The organism is Hahella sp. KA22, from assembly GCF_004135205.1.
Classification (GTDB): Bacteria; Pseudomonadota; Gammaproteobacteria; order Pseudomonadales; family Oleiphilaceae; genus Hahella.
This window is the reverse complement of the sequence record NZ_CP035490.1, coordinates 5,340,872-5,357,182: the sequence shown is the minus strand read 5'-3', so window position 1 is coordinate 5,357,182 and position 16,311 is coordinate 5,340,872. Positions and strand designations below refer to the sequence as shown.

Genomic DNA, 16,311 nt, shown 5'->3' with positions numbered 1-16,311 from the left:
AAAAAAACGCTTATCAAAAATCGCTACGACTAACCTCTTCTAAAGGACAGTGTATGAGAGAAGTTCTAACCCGCTGGGCATGGGGCTTACTATTGGTGTTGATGGTCGGCTGCTCCGGTGAGTCCGGTAATGACGAGGGCGGCAAGACCGCACAGTCGCAGCCGGCCGCTGCTGAGAAAAGACCCGTTATTCCGTCTCCGCAACCCGAAGCTAAAAAGCCGCCGGTTAAAGTGGACCGCGAAACGCTGAAGAAAGAATACGCGCAAACGCCGTTCAAAATTCTACGTATCGGCGAGCAGCCCTGGGACGATGGTCCCGCACTCTCTGTCACCTTCTCTGCGCCTTTGGATCAGGACACGATGCTGGGTCGCTATCTGACCGTAGCGGATGAGCAGAATCAGCCTGTCGCCGGCGACTGGATTCTCAATCCCGTCGGCACAACGGCCTTCTTTCCTTTTGTTGAGCCGGAAAAGCATTATAAGGTCACCGTATCGCAAGGCTTGTCAGCCATCACCGGACGCATGCTGGAAGAGGGCGCGAGTCAGGATATCACCACGCGTCGTTTGGACCCCAGCGTGCGTTTTATCAGTCGCGGCGCGCAATTGTCGCCGGAGCTGACTGACGGTCTGGAAATCGAAGCGCTGAATATCGACGCGGTCGATATGGATATCTGGCGCATCAACGACGATAAAATGACTGACTTCGTCAGCGGCTATCTTGGCCGCAGCTATTACGAGCTAGAGCAACTGCGTTCCTGGGGCGAACTGGTGTACGGCGGACGCTTCGACCTCAATATCGATGTGAATAAACGCAAACGCCGCCTGATCGACCTTTCCTCTGTCGAACCTCTCAAGCAACCGGGCATCTTTGTCGCCATTATGAAAGGCGCCGGGCATTACCCTTATGAATATGTCACGACCTGGTTTACCGTCAGCGACATCGGCTTGCAGGTGCGCACCTATCAAAATCAGATGTTGGCGTGGGTGAACGGACTGGCTGACGCCAAGCCTCGCAGCGGAGTCAGCATTGAGTTGATCAATCAGCAAGGCAAAATGCTGAGAAACGCCAAGACCGACTCCGATGGCGTCGCCACTTTCGAAGGCGCGGAAACCTCCGCGGTGCTGGCGATTGCGCGTACGGACAAGCAACTGGCGCTGGTGCGGTTGAATCAGCCAGCGATGGATCTGACTGAGTTCAAACTGCCGAGTCGCAAGCAAAACCCGCTGGAGCTATTTTTGTATAGCCCGCGCGATCTCTATCGTCCCGGCGAGACCGTACATATCAACGCCTTGCTGCGCGACCATGACGGCCGCAAGGTTACCGCCATGCCGATTCAGGCGGAGCTGACCCGTCCAGACGGGCGCGTGCACACCTCGTTCACCTGGCAGGGGGACGAGCAGAGTTTCTATACCACTACGTTTTCATTGCCTGAAAACACCCTGACAGGCGACTGGTTCTTCAAGGCCACCCTGGGCAATGGCGATTACTTCCTGTATCGCCTGCAAGTAGAAGACTTCCTGCCTGAACGCATGCGTTTAGAAATAAAACCGGATGCGGAAAACTACAGTACGTCCGATACCATCAATCTGCAGTTGCAGGCGGAATATCTTTGGGGAGCGCCTGCGTCCGGCAACCGTGCGGAAACTACTTTGCAGATTGCGCCAGCGCGTACTGTCTCCGAAACTTTTTCCGATTTTATCTTTGGCGAAGATAATGATGCGCTGAAAGAAACACTGTCTTTGCCGCCTGTAGACCTGGACGAGGAAGGTCATTACTCCCTGGAGCTTCCCAACCATTGGTCTGATGCGACCATGCCTGTGCGGGTGCGCGCCAATGTCAGCGTGTTTGAGTCCGGCGGTCGTCCCGTCGCCAGACAGTGGCAACAGTCTCTGTGGCCCAGTGAGAGCCTGGTTGGCGTGCGGCCTTTGTGGGATGGCGACATCGCCGACCCTGAAACCAGTGTGGCATTTGAGCTGATTCATATTAATCAGGCGGACGAATTACTGGGCATGGAATACCTGGACGCCACCCTGATTCGGGAAGATTCCGCCTATTACTGGCGCTGGAGTGATGACGGGTGGGACTACGAGACCACGGAGCGTAACCAGCCAGTTTACAATCGCGTATTGAAAATCGAGCCGGGCCAACGTTTGACGGTGTCCGTACCGGTAGAGTACGGCAACTATCGTCTGGAGCTGCGCGACAAGCAACAGAATCTGCTCAACGCTTATAAGTTCTTTGCAGGCTGGACCTGGGACGGCGAACGCGGCGGCAAAGGCCCCCGCCCGGAACAGGTTGAGCTGCGCTGGGATAAGAACGCATATCTGGGAGGCGAGACCGCCAAGCTGATGTTGCAGGCGCCGTTTGACGGACGCGCCATCGTCACTGTGGAAGCAAACGAGCTGCTGTGGCGCGGCGCAGTGGACGTCAAAGACGGCAAAGCGGAGATTAATGTGCCGGTGAAAGACGTCTGGACGCGTCATGATATGTTCGCCACGGCGCTGGTGTTGCGCCCCGGTAAACAATCCGCCATGGAAATGCCGCGTCGCGCCTGGGGCATGCGTCATCTGCCTCTGGATCGCGAAGCCAGAAAAATGCAGATCGAGCTGAAAGCGCCGGAGCGTGTTGAACCAGAGAGTAAAGTCGCGGTGCAGATTCAGGTGCAGCCTGGCGCCACAACCTCTAAGACCGTGGCTGTGACTCTGGCTGCAGTAGATACCGGCGTGCTTAGCCTGACCCGCTTCAAAACGCCAGACCCATTCGCCTGGTTCTTCAGTCCGCGCAGTTACTCTGCGGAAATTCGCGATACCTACTCCAGTCTGATTGAAATGAGCAGCGCCGATCGCGCCAGACAACGTTTTGGCGGCGACGCGGATGAAATGTCCCGTGGCGGCGATGCCCCCGTCAGCGATGTGCAGATTGTCTCTCTCTACTCCGGCAAAGTGGCCCTGGATGCAGAAGGGAAGGGAACCATCGAACTGCAACTGCCTTATTTCAATGGCGAAGTGCGTTTGATGGCGGTGGCGTTTGACGACGCGCGCAGTGGTTCTGCGGAAAAACGGATGACCATCGCCGCGCCAATCGTAGCGGAAGTCAACTTGCCGCGCTTCCTGGCGTTTGGCGACAAGACAGAAGCGCTCTGGGATCTGCAAAACCTGCTTCCAGAGCAACGTAAACTGAGCGTCAAAGTCAGCGCTGACAACCCTCTGGGTAGCGGCGAATTCGCCACGGAAATAACCCTGGCGGGCAAAGGCCGCGAATGGGTGCGCTTGCCTCTGGAGGCGATGGATGCGGAAGGCGTGGGCAAACTGTCGTTGAGCGTTACTTCGACGGATGGTCTGGAGCCGGCGATCAATATTCAGCGTGAATGGAAGCTCGGCCTGCGTCCGCCTTATCCGGCGCAATTGAACGTACAAAGTCATGTATTGGAGTCCGGCGCAGCCATGTCGCTGACCGACCCGTTGATTGATTTGGCTCTGAGCTCGTCGCTGCAAACGCAACTGTCAGTCGGCCCTGTGCCGCCGTTGGATTCCAACGAATACATGAAGTATCTGATTCAATACCCCTACGGCTGTCTGGAGCAGACGTCCAGTCGCGTTTGGCCGCTGTTGCTGGCGACAGAGCAGGACTTGTTCAAGTATGACCGCAGCAGTGGCAAGCAGCTCGCTAAAGAGCGCGATCAGTGGGTTGAGAAAGGCCTGGGACGTATCTCCGGCATGCAGCGTTACGACGGCAGCTTCGGACTATGGGGCAACGACAGCGATGAGTATCACTGGCTGAGCGTATACGCCACCGACCTGCTGCTGTCTGCGAAGCAACGCGGTTATAACGTGGACCAGGGTCTGCTCGACAACGCACTGGGCCGCCTGCGCACCTATCTGACCACGCAAGGGCGTCTCAGCACTGAGAACAGTTATTACAGCGAAGCCCGCGATCATTATCACCTGGCCTATCGCGCCTACGCCGCACTGGTGTTGGCGTCGGTGCAGCAAGCCAAACTGGCGGACGTTCGCACCCTCTACGATAACTACAGCAAGTGGGCCAAATCGCCCTTGCCGTTAGCGCAACTGGCTCTGGCGCTGGAGAAGCTGGGCGACGCCCGACGCGCCCAGGAAGCCTGGTACAAAGCGCTGCATTGGGGTGAAATCGGTCACTATTACGCTGGCGACTATGGCTCACCTGTGCGCGATCTCGCCTGGACTTTGCTGTTGTCGCTGGATAGCGCTGTCGCCAAGCAGCCTTGGGATCTGATCTATCCGTTGCGGGATGAACTGCGTGACCGGCGCTGGTTGTCCACTCAGGAGCAGATGGCCCTGTATCGCCTGTCTCTGGCATTGAACAGTAAAGCCGGCTCTGAATGGAAAGCCTCTCTGGCGTTAAATGGCGAAAGCGAGGTGCTGGAGCAGACGCAACAGTGGATCAACACCTGGAGCAAAGGTTCCTGGCCTGGGGATGTGCAACTGAGCAACATGAACGACTTCCCGCTGTTCGTCACCTTCAAGGCGCAAGGGTATCCGACGCAGGCGCCAAAACAGACCTTCGACGGAATTGAAGTCGAGCGGGAGTTCTTCGACCTGAACGGTCAGCCTCTCAATGTGAAGAAGCTGGAAAGCGGCGATTTCGTGTTGGTGATGCTACAGGCGCGCACGCAAGGCCATCGTTATCTGCCGGACGCGTTACTGGTGGATCTGCTGCCGGCGGGTCTGGAGCTGGAAAACCAGAATCTGGCTAACGCCACGCGCTTTGATGAAGTGGTGGTGCGCAATAAGATGGTCAGAGACTGGGTGGCGGATACCAGAGTATTGCATCAGGAATACCGCGATGACCGTTATGTCGCCGCAGTTCCTCTGGACGCCTACAGCACCTCCGTGATCTTTTATTTGGCGCGGGCGGTGTCGCCGGGTGAATACGTGATACCTCCCACGGTTGTGGAGGATATGTATCGTCCGTATTACCGCGCGATCAGCAATACGCCTGGGAAAGTCACTATCAAGGAGCGCTCTGCGCAATGATGAACGCGGCGCAACCTGTGCGGCAGGACGGGAGGCGGAAGCGGAAAAACGCTTCCCGCCTGTTGCTGGCGCTGGGTTGCGCGCTGATGTTCTGGAGCGTCGTATTCTTTGTCGCTGATGCTTTGTTTCCGTTGCAGATGCCTCAGGAGCATGGGCGTCGCTTCGCCCAGGTGGTGGTGGACGCCAAGGGGCAGCCGCTAAGGGCGTTTCCTGATCAAGATGGCGTGTGGCGTTATCCGGTTACGCCGGAGCAGGTGTCGCCACGCTACCTGCAGGCCTTGATGTCTTACGAAGACCGCTGGTTTTACTATCATCCGGGCGTTAATCCTCTGGCGTTGGTTCGCGCCTTCGGGCAATGGATTTACCATCGTGAAACGGTATCCGGCGGTTCTACTTTGACGATGCAGGTCGCGCGAATACTGCATCCGCACACGCGCACTTTGCCTGGAAAGCTATACCAAATGTTTCGGGCGCTGCAGCTGGAGGCGCATTTCAGCAAAGACGAAATCCTCACGCTCTATTTAAACTACGCTCCCTTCGGCGGCGCCGTGGAAGGGGTTCAGGCGGCGAGCTATACCTATCTGGGCAAACCCGCCGCGCAACTGACCCATGCCGAAGCGGCGCTGTTGGCGGTGTTGCCGCAGCGGCCTTCCGCATTGCGGCCGGATCGCTATCCGGAGCGCGCGCGTCAGGCTCGCGACAAGGTTATCCAGCGCATGCGTACATTTGAGTTATGGACGCAGCAGGAAACCCGAGAGGCCATGCAGGAGCCGGTGAGCGCATTTTTTAATCCCCATCCCATGCTGGCGCCGCTATTGGCGCGGCGACTCAGTCAGGCTTTTCCGGACCAGGCGCTGATTCAAACCAATATCGACAGCGCGCAACAGACGGCTGCGCAAGGGCTGGTGGCGGACTATATTCGTCAGTTTCCTGAGCAGACTTCCGCGGCGGTGTTGGTGGTGGATAATGCGACACTGGCGGTGCGTGCGTACGTGGGAACCGCAGAGTTCGGGTCGGAGGAAAGAGCAGGGCACGTGGATATGGTTCAGGCGGTGCGCTCTCCCGGCAGTACGTTGAAGCCGTTTTTATATGGCATGGCCATTGATGAAGGGCTGATTCACTCGGAATCCTTGCTGACGGACGCCCCTCTTGCGTTCGCAGGTTATCGTCCTTTGAACTTCGATACGGGGTTTTCCGGTCCCGTCAGCGTCAGTGATGCTCTGCGTCGCTCACTGAATGTTCCGGCTGTTCAGGTGCTGGATGCGTTGGGCCCTGAGTTGTTTTACGCAAGACTCGCCAACGCGGGAACGCCTTTGCGTTTGCCGGCGGGGGCGCGCCCTAATTTGTCACTGGCGTTAGGCGGCTCGGGAGCGACCTTGGAAGAGCTTGCTGGCGCTTATGCTGCATTGGGGCGACAAGGAATGGCCGGGCGTTTGCGGCTACAGCCTGATGATCCTATAACGGAGCGTCGACTGCTCTCCACTGGCGCAGCCTGGATTATTCAGAACGCATTGCGCATGCCGTTGGAGCGCAGCAACAGTCTCTACCGGCAAAGCCGAGCCTGGATGCCGAAGATCGCCTACAAAACCGGCACCAGCTTCGGGTTTCGCGACGCCTGGGCGCTGGCTTCGACCGCTAGCGTTACGGTGGCTGTCTGGGTGGGCAGACCCGATGGCACTGCATTGCCGCATAATACCGGCCGTTTCTCCGCTGTTCCGCTGCTGGACCGACTGCTTCACTTGATGCCAGTGGAATCCTTACAGCCCTCGCCGCAACCGGCGAACGTGCGGCAGGTGCCGATATGCTGGCCGCTAGGGACGCAACAACAACTACAGTCCGGCGACGCCTGTCAGCAAGTACATCATGCCTGGTTGCTGGATGAGGCTGCGCCGCCCACGCTGCGGGACCCATTTCAATCCCTTGGAGAATCGCTGTCTGTTGCGGTGAGCCTGGATGCATCCGGGCGATATCGAATAACGCCCCATTGTACTGAACCGAAAGTGACCCAAACGCAAGTAACGCTCTGGCCTGCGTCCCTGGAGCCATGGCTGCCCAGGCGTCGGCAAAGGGATAATCTTCTGCCGCCAATACATCCCGCCTGTGGCGCGGAAGCTGACCAGCCCATTGGCGTCCTGGCGATGGAGGGCATTCGCCCCGGCTCTACGCTAACCCCTCTTCCCGGTGAAGGCGAACTGCCGGATGTTAAGCTAAAAGCGGATGGCGCTCAGGGAGAAAACCACTGGTTTCTGGATGGCGTATGGCTCGGTTCAGTAGAACCCGGTCAGGAATGGACGCTGGCTGCGTTGAATAACGGCCCGCATGTCGTGTCTGTGATGGATCAGGCGGGTAAGACAGCGCGGGTGGCGTTCCGAGTGGCTGGGGTTAAATAGTTGAGGATAGGAGACGATCCGCCCGATCAAACAAGTTGCACGGGCGGCTGCAGGGTTATTTGATGTCAGCTAAGCTAGCGTCTTCGAGCTGTTTCCAGGTCATAAAGTAGCTTGGGTTTCCGTTAACGCCTAAGTACACGCCCGCTCCGGAGCTATCGTATTTGAGCGTCAAAACAGTATTTTTATCCCCGGTGATTTGGAATACGCCTTTATAAGGATGATTGGCGTCCTCGATTGTCTCGACGTTGGTGGTGGACTGCACTTTTACAGAAGTATTTGACAACATTGAGCCGCTTAAAGTCATGTTAAATGAGGCGGATGTATTCAAGCTGTTGTCAGTCGCCAGAATATTGATGCTTGTTACGGCCAACTGCTGGCTGGTTCCGATCAAGTTAAGACTTAACTGGCCTGACAGGTGCATATCAAGCAGTTTCTGGTAGTACTCGCCTTTCATTTCGATTGCCCCATTGATGGCGAGTTTGCCATCAATGGAACAGTTCTTTGGCGTTAACTTCGCTGTTATATCATTTTTGCCCGTAGTGCTATTGGGAGTCGATTTGACGCTGCTGGTAACGCTGCCGGAACGAGGGCAGGACTCAGTATCCGACTCACCATCACCTTCTTCGTCGCCGGAATAGAAGGTAATATTCTCCAGTTTCACTACGAGGTTGGCTAACTGAACGGCATTGTCTTCAGTGATGGCTAATGAATTGGTCGTTGAACTGTCGCTATTGGGATTTGAAAAGCGAATAGGATCGTTTCCCTTTTCACCGCCTCCGCCGCCTCCACATGCAGATAAAAGTAAAACGCTTGAGGCCAGTAATGTGGCTGAACCGATGTCAAGTAGTGAGAAACTGCGTCGCATGTTCTGTATTACTCCTGTGTAAAACTATCCCTCGAGGAAACTAACCTCTGAATACGCGCAATAATGTTGAATGCACGAAAGAAGGCGCCTGGTATCCGAGCGGGCGTAAGAGTTGAGATTAACGGCGTTAATTAAGCCGGGAGTGGGATTCTAGTTAGTTTTTGATCAACAGGAAATATTTTTATTCTGCGCTTCACGGGAGGAGGCTTTTGCTGTTCTTTTTTCTGTATGATGTGGCCAATCATTCAGTATCAATAAAGCTCAGCGTGGAACGGGCTTGAGTACTATTTCGTTCTACGCTCCAGATTTTAAGGCGTTTATGAAAACTGCAAAAACGATTCGGAGCGCCGCTATGGCGCTCGCCTTAATTTCCTCCCTGGCGGCGGCGGAAGACAACATGGTCTCTTGCGATAGCAACGTCATTAAGTGGTTTTCCAGCAAGAACTATGAAGCAGGTGACCTGACTTTTTATGAGGGCGTCTGGTATCGATCACGGATGCGCCATTCAGGCATGCAGCCAGGGATTGGGTTTACCTGGGAGAAACTGGATCTGCCGCCTTGTGAAGCGATCCTGAAAGCCAGCGATGATGAGTCTGCCAAGAAGCAGGCTCCAAGTCATCCGTCGGCCCCTTCTGAACACACACGTCCTATAGACGCGCAAGCGGCTGCTGCGAACGTAGATGGGCGTGACGAGGCCGATGGCGGGATAGAAGGCGGCGCATCGACAGTGACGGAAACCTCGTCGGTTGAGCAGCCTGTTGAAGCGCAAGTGGAAGATGTTGGTTCAGATGACTGGCGTGAGAAAGAGAGTCTGATCTCGCAAATTAAAAACCTGTTGAGCCCTGAGCCTGAATCCGATGGACCGAAATGCGCGGATATCAAACCCTGGAGTTTTGCGCAGTCCTACTACGTATCCGACTTGGTGAGCTATAAGGGACAATATTACTCGGCGATTCGTAATTCCAACGGCGGCTATCCAGACTCCATGCAGACGCCGCCGTCCTGGAAGCCCATTGAGCTTGATTGCGGCAACTAAACTAATGCAGGGCGGGCAAATCAACGATATGTCTGCAATGACAGAACCAGCGTAGCCGCGATATTTGAAGTATTAACAGCAGAAGGAGAAGACGAATGCTGCAATCCGACATTCATGGAATATTGGAATTTTTAAGAGGGGCGGAGCAGCTTAAGAACGTCATCCGCTCCGCCTGGACTTCTGCGGGCCGTAAAGAAAGCACCGCGGAACATACCTGGCGCCTTTGTCTGATGGCGATGGTGTTTGAAAAGGCACTGCCGGAGCTGGACTTCGCCAGGCTGTTGAAAATATGCCTTATTCACGATCTGGGAGAGGCCATCAGTGGCGATATTCCCGCGACGGAACAGTCGCCGGATGTCGATAAATCCATTGAGGAGCGCAAAGATCTACAGCAGTTACTGACGCCGCTGCCCAAGGCGCAGCAACAGGAAATTCTGGCGCTGTGGGATGATTATGACCAGATGCAGTCCATTGAGGCTAAAGTCGCCAAAGCCCTGGATAAGATGGAAACTATCCTGCAGCACAACCAGGGGAAAAACCCTCAGGATTTCGATTACGCGTTCAACCTGGAATACGGCAAAAAGTACGCGAATATAGACCCATTTATTCAGCAATTACGGGAAATTGTCGATCAGGAGACGCTGGAGAAAGCGCAAGGCTCAGGGAAAGGGCTGGCTAAGTAAAGGGGTAACCATAGTCCCGAGACAAACCCTGGCGATATCTTCAGGTTGGTCTCGGGAGCTTTCGTGCGTTATTCCGCCACTTCGTAATCGAACACCATGACATCAGCGATGGTTGGAACGAAAACCTCTTTGAACGCTTCATGCTTGGGGTGAGGAAGATAGGCGTCGCGGTCCGCGATAGTGGCGAAGGACAGATTGAAGCAATGCTCCAGGCCTTTGGTCAGTCCCTCTGGACTATTGTTGGGGCCGTATTCAAATGCGGCGACTTCGTCCATTTCTTCCGCCATCTTGGCGAAACGCTCGACCATTGCCGCCACATCCGCCTCGGATAGGCTGTCTTTAAACTTCACGAATACAAAATGTCTGATCATGTCCAAGTCTCCGGGATGGCGGATAGACGCCGCCGTTCGTTAAGTTTCTGATAACTAAGCGCCTTTGCGAATCGGATTTGACGCTCGTCAGCGTTGTCGCGATCATTTTTCTTTATTGTTCCTTTCGTTTTCGAATTTGTACGAGGGAGGAGGAGAAATGAACAGCGAATTGCAGCGCGAATCGCAGAAAAAATGGATCAGGTTTCTGGTTCCGGCGCTATTGCTGGCGGCGGCCGGATTCGCCTACATGGCCTACCAGCCGGACAGTCTACCGGACTCCATCGCCCGGGGAAATGGGCGTCTGGAAGCGCAGGAGATTGATGTCGCGACAAAGCTGCCGGGACGGGTTGAGGAAGTCCTGGTGGAAGAGGGGGAAATGGTGAAAGCCGGGCAAGTGCTGGCGCGCATCAATGTGGACGATCTGCAGGCGGAGTTGCGTCAGGCCCAGGCTACGCTGCGGCAGGTGCAGGAATCCGCCAAGTACGCGGAAGCGGTGGTGGATCAATATGAAAGTGAGTTGAGCTTTGCGGAAAAGGAGCTGACTCGTTCTACTCAGTTGAGTCAGAAAGGCCACGTCTCTGCAGAGAAACTGGACCTGGACAAGACCTCCAAGCTCCGGGCTGAAGCCGCACTGAAGGCCGCCCGCATTAAGGTGGTGGAAGCACAGGCGGCGATTGAAGCTGCGCAAGCGGCCATTGAGCGCCTGCACGCTAATATCGCCGAATCCGAGTTGAAAGCGCCTATCGACGCCCGGGTGCTCTATCGGTTGGCGGAACCGGGAGAGGTGCTGGGTTCTGGCGGCAAGGTGCTGGCGTTGTTGGACCTGACCGACGTCTACATGACGATTTTTCTTCCTACGTATCAGGCTGGCGTGTTGTCAGTAGGCGCGGATGCGCGAGTAGTGGTCGACGCCTTGCCGGACTTGCGTATTCCCGCCAGGGTTTCTTATGTGGCGCCCCGAGCGCAATTCACGCCCAAGCAGGTGGAGACGCAGACGGAGCGTGAGAAACTGATGTTCCGGGTGAAAGTGAAAATTGATCCTGACTTGCTGAAAGCGCATCAGGAAAAAGTCAAAACCGGGGTTACCGGCGTGGCTTTTGTGAAACTGGAAGACGCCGCCGACTGGCCGGATGACCTGCAAGTGAGGCTGCAGTGAGTTCAGCTGCGCCGGTTGTCGAAATCAATGGGCTCGAACATAGATACGGCGACCTTATCGCGCTACAAACGCTGAGCCTGAATATTCCCGCCGGCGTCATCGCCGGGATCATTGGTCCCGATGGCGTCGGCAAGTCCAGTCTGTTGAATCTGATCTCCGGGGCCGCGCGCATTCAGTGCGGCTCAGTGAGCGTATTGGGCGGCGACATCAGCGACGATAATGTGCGCGATGAATTGTCCCCCCGCATCGCTTATATGCCGCAAGGGCTTGGGAAAAACCTGTACTTTTCTCTCTCTGTTTTCGAGAACGTGGACTTCTTTGGTCGCCTGTTTGGTCTGGATAAAAGGGAGCGTCATCATCGTATCAATACTTTGTTGCGCAGCACGGGTCTTAGCCGATTTCGCGAGCGGCCGGCGGGTAAGCTTTCCGGCGGCATGAAACAAAAGCTGGGTCTGTGCTGCGCCCTGATTCATGACCCGGACTTGCTGATTCTGGATGAGCCGACCACCGGCGTTGACCCATTGTCCCGTCGCCAGTTCTGGCGATTGATTGATGAGCTGCGGGGCGACGCTGGTCGCATGAGCGTGCTGGTATCCACAGCCTACATGGATGAAGCGGAGCGTTTTGACTGGCTGGTGGCGATGGATAAGGGGCGCATTCTGGCGACGGGAACGCCAATGGAATTGAAGACGCGAACCGGGGCGGGAAATCTCGATGAGGCGTTTATCCGCTTGCTGCCGGAAGAAAGCCGCAAGGGACATCGTGAGCTGACGATCTCCCCCTGGCGGGAGCGTTCGTCGACCCCCGCCATCGAAGCGGAAGGGCTGGTTAAACGCTTTGGCGATTTCACGGCGGTAGATCATGTGAGTTTCAGTATTCGTCAGGGAGAAATCTTCGGTTTTATCGGCTCTAACGGCTGCGGTAAAACCACCACGATGAAGATGCTCACCGGGTTGTCTCCACCCACTACTGGCGTCGTGCGACTGTTTGGCGCTGAAATGGCGTCGAACGACCTGTCAGCGAAGAGAAACGTGGGGTACATGTCGCAGTCGTTTTCACTCTACGCTGAGTTGACCGTGCGCCAAAACCTTATGCTGCACGCGCGTATATTTGGGCTGGATGCCCGCCAGTCGGAAACGCGAACCCAGGAACTGTTGAGCGGGTTTGATCTGCAGGCATATGAAAATGAATTTGCGGAATCTCTGCCCCTGGGGATTCGGCAGCGTCTTTCGCTGGCGGTGGCGGTCGTCCACAAGCCGAAAATTCTTATTCTGGATGAGCCCACCTCCGGCGTGGACCCGGTGGCGAGGGATCGGTTCTGGGAGCATCTTATTCAGCTTTCCCGCCAGGATGGGGTGACCATATTTATTTCCACTCACTTCATGAATGAAGGCGAGCGCTGTGACCGTGTTTCGTTGATGCACGCCGGTAAAGTATTGGCCTGCGACACACCTCAAAATATTGTGGCGCAACGTCAAGCGGAGAGCTTTGAAGAAGCGTTCGTCAGTTGCCTGACTGAAGCCGCCAGCGAGGGGCAGGGCGCTGAAAACAACGCTGGCGATGAATCTTCTACGATAGAGAGCCCGTCCCCCGAGCGCTCCAAGCCGGCCATGGCGCGAGGCTTCAATATGCGCCGAATGTTGGCCTATGCGCACCGGGAATCGCTGGAGTTTTTACGAGATCCGATTCGCCTGACGTTCGCGCTCTTAGGTTCGGTGATCTTGATGTTCGTACTGGGATACGGCGTCAGTCTGGATGTAGAGGATCTGGCGTTCGCCGTCTACGATCAGGATCAAACGCCGGAAAGCCGTGACTACGTTCAGTATCTGGCGGGATCGCGCTATTTCATTCAGCAGCCGCAGGCGTCTACCTATGAGGATGTGGATCGTCGCATGCGCAGCGGCGAACTCAGCTTCGTGGTGGAAATCCCTTCTGGGTACGGGCGCGACATACGCCGCGGACGGCAGACAGGCGTGGCGGTATGGCTGGATGGCGCCATGCCGTTCCGGGGCGAGACGATCAAAGGATATTTGTCCGCCGCCCACTACGCTTACCTTGGCGATCTCGCCATACGATCATTGGGTTCGGCGCCCGCGTTGTCTCCAGTCAATTTGGAAATGCGTTATCGATACAACCAGGATTTCCGCAGCATCTACGCCATGGTTCCCGCGGTGATACCCATGCTGCTGATTTTCATCCCCGCCATCTTGATGGCGCTGGCGGTGGTGCGGGAGAAGGAGCTGGGCTCCATCGTCAATCTGTATGTCACGCCGGTGACGCGGTTGGAGTTTCTGCTGGGCAAGCAGGCGCCATACATTCTTGTCAGTATGATCAGCTTTTTGTTACTGGTGGCGCAGTCGGTTTTTTTCTTCGATGTGCCCATCAAAGGTAGCTTCGCTGCGCTAAGCGTTGCGGCGCTGTTGTATGTCACCGCGACGACAGGGTTGGGATTGCTGGTGTCATCATTCACCCGGACCCAGATTGCCGCGTTGGCGGGGACGGCGTTGGCCACACTGGTTCCTGCGGTGCAGTTTTCCGGTATGACGGACCCGGTGTCCTCCCTGGAAGGGGCTGGAGCCTGGATCGGCAGTCTGTATCCAACTACTTACTTTCTGATTATCAGTCGGGGAACCTTCACCAAGGCGCTGGAGTTTGCGGATCTGTACCGCTATTTCCTGATTCTCGCCGCCTTCATTCCGGTGGTTACTGTGCTGTCGGTATTAACTCTGAAAAAGCAGGGGCGTTGATATGAGCACCAGATTAGCCAATATTCGCCGCCTGGGAGTGAAAGAGATTCGCAGCTTTCTGCATGATCGGGCGTTGCTGATTTTTGTTCTGGCGGCCTTCACGATCATTGTGTACAGCGCCGCGACGGCGGCCTCGCGGGAACTGCGCAACGCGCCGCTTGCAATCGTGGATGAGGATCAGAGCCAACTGTCTTTACGCATTGCGAATGCGTTTTACCCTCCGCACTTCAAAGAGCCGGAGTTGATCTCTTATGCAGAGGTGGACGCGGGAATGGATGAAGGGCGCTACACCTTTGTGGTGGTTATTCCGTCCGGTTTTCAGAAGGATGTGATGGCGGGAGGCAGTGCGGATGTACAGGTGAATATCGACGCCACCGCCATGACGCAGGCGTTCATTGGCGCTACCTACATTCGCAGTATCGTGACGGCGGAGGTGAACGAGTTCGTCAGCGGACGCCGTGATGATGCGGCGCTGCCGATAGAGCAGAATGTGCGCGTCATGTTTAACCCTAATCTGACGGGATACTGGTTCGGTGGCGTGATGGAGATTATTTCTCAGATCACACTGCTGTCGATTATTCTCACCGGCGCTGCGTTGATCCGAGAGAAAGAGCACGGCACTCTGGAGCATTTGCTGGTGATGCCGTTGTCGCCACTGGAAATCATGGCGGCGAAGGTGTGGTCTAATGGTCTGGTCGTTCTACTGGGGGCTGCCATGTCACTATATGTGGTGATTCAGGGAGTGTTGGATGTGCCGATTGCAGGGTCGATACCCTTATTTCTAATCGGCGTGGCGCTGCATCTGTTCTCCACGACATCCATGGGGATTTTCCTCGGCACGGTTGCACGTTCCATGCCGCAACTGGGACTGCTGATTATTCTGGTGATACTGCCTATGCAGTTGTTGTCCGGGGGCATCACGCCGAGGGAAAGCATGCCGGATATCGTGCAGTACATTATGTTGGCGGCGCCGACCACACACTTCGTCAGTTTTGCGCAGGCGATCATCTATCGCGGTGCCGGGTTCTCCGCGGTATGGCCTCAATTTCTCGCCATCACGGCGATTGGATTGGCCTTGTTTCTGGCGGCGCTTGGACGATTTCGGAAAATGGTGGAAACTACCCAGTCATAAACCACTTACGATGCAGTAAAAGGAAGTCCGATGACGCCGGCGATCAATCAGGCCAAGAAGGCCAAGGTAACCTACCAAGTTCATGAATACGCGCACGATCCGCGTTCTGAATCCTACGGAGAGGAAGCCGCACAGGCGATGGGTGCGCCTGCTGAGCGTGTATTCAAGACGCTGCTGGTGTCATTAACTGGCGGCGCGCAAAAACTCGCCGTGGGAATAGTGCCGGTCTCCGGAAAGCTGGACCTGAAAGCCGTTGCGAAGGCGCTCGGCGCCAAAAAAGCAGAGATGGCGGACCCAAAAGAAGCGGAGCGCGCCACCGGATACATTGTCGGCGGCATCAGCCCTCTGGGCCAGAAAAAGCGCCTTCCTACCGTCCTTGACGACAGCTCTCTCAATTACGCCACCATCTTCGTCAGCGCAGGAAAACGGGGCCTGGAAATAGAACTTGCTCCTCAAGACTTGCTATCGCTCACTGGCGGCGTCGCCGCGGCGATTGGCGTTTCAGATTGATTGCATTGCAGGTGAACTCTTACGTGAAGCTTGATGAATTACAGCGGGAAATTAAACGCCGTTTTCCAGACTTGGCGGCGCTCACTGATATGGAGCAGAAACGATTATGGGGCTCTGATAGCGCTGAACTGCTCTATCTTTGGTTTGAAAGCTTCGCAAACGTGCTGAATCAACAGATGGCCAAAGGCGCAGGTTTGGATAACTACGTTGCAGTTGCTGAGTTGATCAAACACGGATTGATGGTTGGCGATGACGAGGTCAAACGTTGTATTGATGTATCGTTTATCGAGAACCTGTTCTGGCAGGTTGCCCCCGAAAAAGCCGCTCTTTATTGGGCGGTGACCCTGCCTTCCTTACAGCGTTTATACGTTGCTTTCCATCGTCGGACTCCGTGCTAGGTTTTGAAGGA

General features: G+C 55.7%; 11 protein-coding genes. 9 read left to right on the top strand and 2 right to left on the bottom strand.

Features of this window, described 5'->3' with window-relative positions:
• The first annotated feature begins 53 nt into the window (after positions 1–53).
• Together EUZ85_RS23620 and pbpC are read left to right on the top strand one after the other, a co-directional pair.
• On the top strand, positions 54–5,012 hold the full coding sequence (locus EUZ85_RS23620) for an alpha-2-macroglobulin (RefSeq protein ID WP_127972555.1): 4,959 nt from the start codon (positions 54–56) through the stop codon (positions 5,010–5,012).
• Positions 5,009–7,402, top strand: coding sequence for a penicillin-binding protein 1C (gene pbpC / locus EUZ85_RS23615; protein WP_127972553.1), 2,394 nt, complete (start codon positions 5,009–5,011; stop codon positions 7,400–7,402). Before EUZ85_RS23620 ends, pbpC begins: the two co-directional genes overlap by 4 nt.
• A gap of 55 nt (positions 7,403–7,457) precedes the next feature.
• Here pbpC and EUZ85_RS23610 read toward each other — a convergent pair whose 3' ends face one another.
• Complete coding sequence (locus EUZ85_RS23610) at positions 7,458–8,267, bottom strand: hypothetical protein (RefSeq protein WP_127972552.1); 810 nt, start codon at positions 8,265–8,267, stop codon at positions 7,458–7,460.
• Positions 8,268–8,619: 352 nt separating this feature from the next.
• On the opposite strand from EUZ85_RS23610, the gene EUZ85_RS23605 reads away from it, so the two are divergent.
• The gene (locus tag EUZ85_RS23605) at positions 8,620–9,303 is read left to right on the top strand and encodes a hypothetical protein (protein WP_127972550.1); all 684 of its coding nucleotides are present in this window, start codon (positions 8,620–8,622) and stop codon (positions 9,301–9,303) included.
• A 95-nt stretch (positions 9,304–9,398) separates the two neighbouring features.
• Positions 9,399–9,986, top strand: a complete 588-nt coding sequence (locus EUZ85_RS23600) for an HD domain-containing protein (RefSeq protein WP_127972548.1) — start codon at positions 9,399–9,401, stop codon at positions 9,984–9,986.
• A gap of 68 nt (positions 9,987–10,054) precedes the next feature.
• Here the strand turns inward: EUZ85_RS23600 and EUZ85_RS23595 are convergent, their stop codons facing one another.
• Positions 10,055–10,357 (bottom strand): Dabb family protein, encoded by a 303-nt coding sequence (locus EUZ85_RS23595; RefSeq protein WP_127972546.1) that lies wholly within the window; start codon positions 10,355–10,357, stop codon positions 10,055–10,057.
• A gap of 157 nt (positions 10,358–10,514) precedes the next feature.
• Between EUZ85_RS23595 and EUZ85_RS23590 the strand changes: the two genes are divergently transcribed.
• Genes EUZ85_RS23590 through EUZ85_RS23570 form a run of 5 tightly spaced genes read left to right on the top strand, consistent with a single transcriptional unit; the run spans position 10,515 to position 16,300 of the window.
• Positions 10,515–11,513 carry an HlyD family secretion protein gene (locus tag EUZ85_RS23590; RefSeq protein ID WP_127972544.1) on the top strand — a complete coding sequence of 333 codons (999 nt, stop codon included), beginning with the start codon at positions 10,515–10,517 and terminating at the stop codon, positions 11,511–11,513.
• The gene (gene rbbA / locus EUZ85_RS23585; protein ID WP_127972542.1) at positions 11,510–14,260 is read left to right on the top strand and encodes a ribosome-associated ATPase/putative transporter RbbA; all 2,751 of its coding nucleotides are present in this window, start codon (positions 11,510–11,512) and stop codon (positions 14,258–14,260) included. Before EUZ85_RS23590 ends, rbbA begins: the two co-directional genes overlap by 4 nt.
• 1 nt (position 14,261) lies before the next feature.
• Positions 14,262–15,392, top strand: coding sequence for an ABC transporter permease (locus EUZ85_RS23580; RefSeq protein ID WP_127972540.1), 1,131 nt, complete (start codon positions 14,262–14,264; stop codon positions 15,390–15,392).
• 30 nt (positions 15,393–15,422) lie between these two features.
• The gene (ybaK, locus tag EUZ85_RS23575) at positions 15,423–15,902 is read left to right on the top strand and encodes a Cys-tRNA(Pro) deacylase (RefSeq protein WP_127972539.1); all 480 of its coding nucleotides are present in this window, start codon (positions 15,423–15,425) and stop codon (positions 15,900–15,902) included.
• Positions 15,903–15,925: 23 nt separating this feature from the next.
• On the top strand, positions 15,926–16,300 hold the full coding sequence (locus tag EUZ85_RS23570) for a hypothetical protein (protein ID WP_127972537.1): 375 nt from the start codon (positions 15,926–15,928) through the stop codon (positions 16,298–16,300).
• The last annotated feature ends 11 nt before the right edge of the window (positions 16,301–16,311 follow it).

Excerpts from the sequence above, each read along its gene's own strand:
- EUZ85_RS23620 (WP_127972555.1), top strand. The coding sequence starts at position 54 with ATGAGAGAAGTTCTAACCCGCTGGGCATGGGGCTTACTATTGGTGTTG.
- pbpC (WP_127972553.1), top strand. The coding sequence starts at position 5,009 with ATGATGAACGCGGCGCAACCTGTGCGGCAGGACGGGAGGCGGAAGCGG.
- EUZ85_RS23610 (WP_127972552.1), bottom strand. The coding sequence starts at position 8,267 with ATGCGACGCAGTTTCTCACTACTTGACATCGGTTCAGCCACATTACTG.
- EUZ85_RS23605 (WP_127972550.1), top strand. The coding sequence starts at position 8,620 with ATGGCGCTCGCCTTAATTTCCTCCCTGGCGGCGGCGGAAGACAACATG.
- EUZ85_RS23600 (WP_127972548.1), top strand. The coding sequence starts at position 9,399 with ATGCTGCAATCCGACATTCATGGAATATTGGAATTTTTAAGAGGGGCG.
- EUZ85_RS23595 (WP_127972546.1), bottom strand. The coding sequence starts at position 10,357 with ATGATCAGACATTTTGTATTCGTGAAGTTTAAAGACAGCCTATCCGAG.
- EUZ85_RS23590 (WP_127972544.1), top strand. The coding sequence starts at position 10,515 with ATGAACAGCGAATTGCAGCGCGAATCGCAGAAAAAATGGATCAGGTTT.
- EUZ85_RS23580 (WP_127972540.1), top strand. The coding sequence starts at position 14,262 with ATGAGCACCAGATTAGCCAATATTCGCCGCCTGGGAGTGAAAGAGATT.
- ybaK (WP_127972539.1), top strand. The coding sequence starts at position 15,423 with ATGACGCCGGCGATCAATCAGGCCAAGAAGGCCAAGGTAACCTACCAA.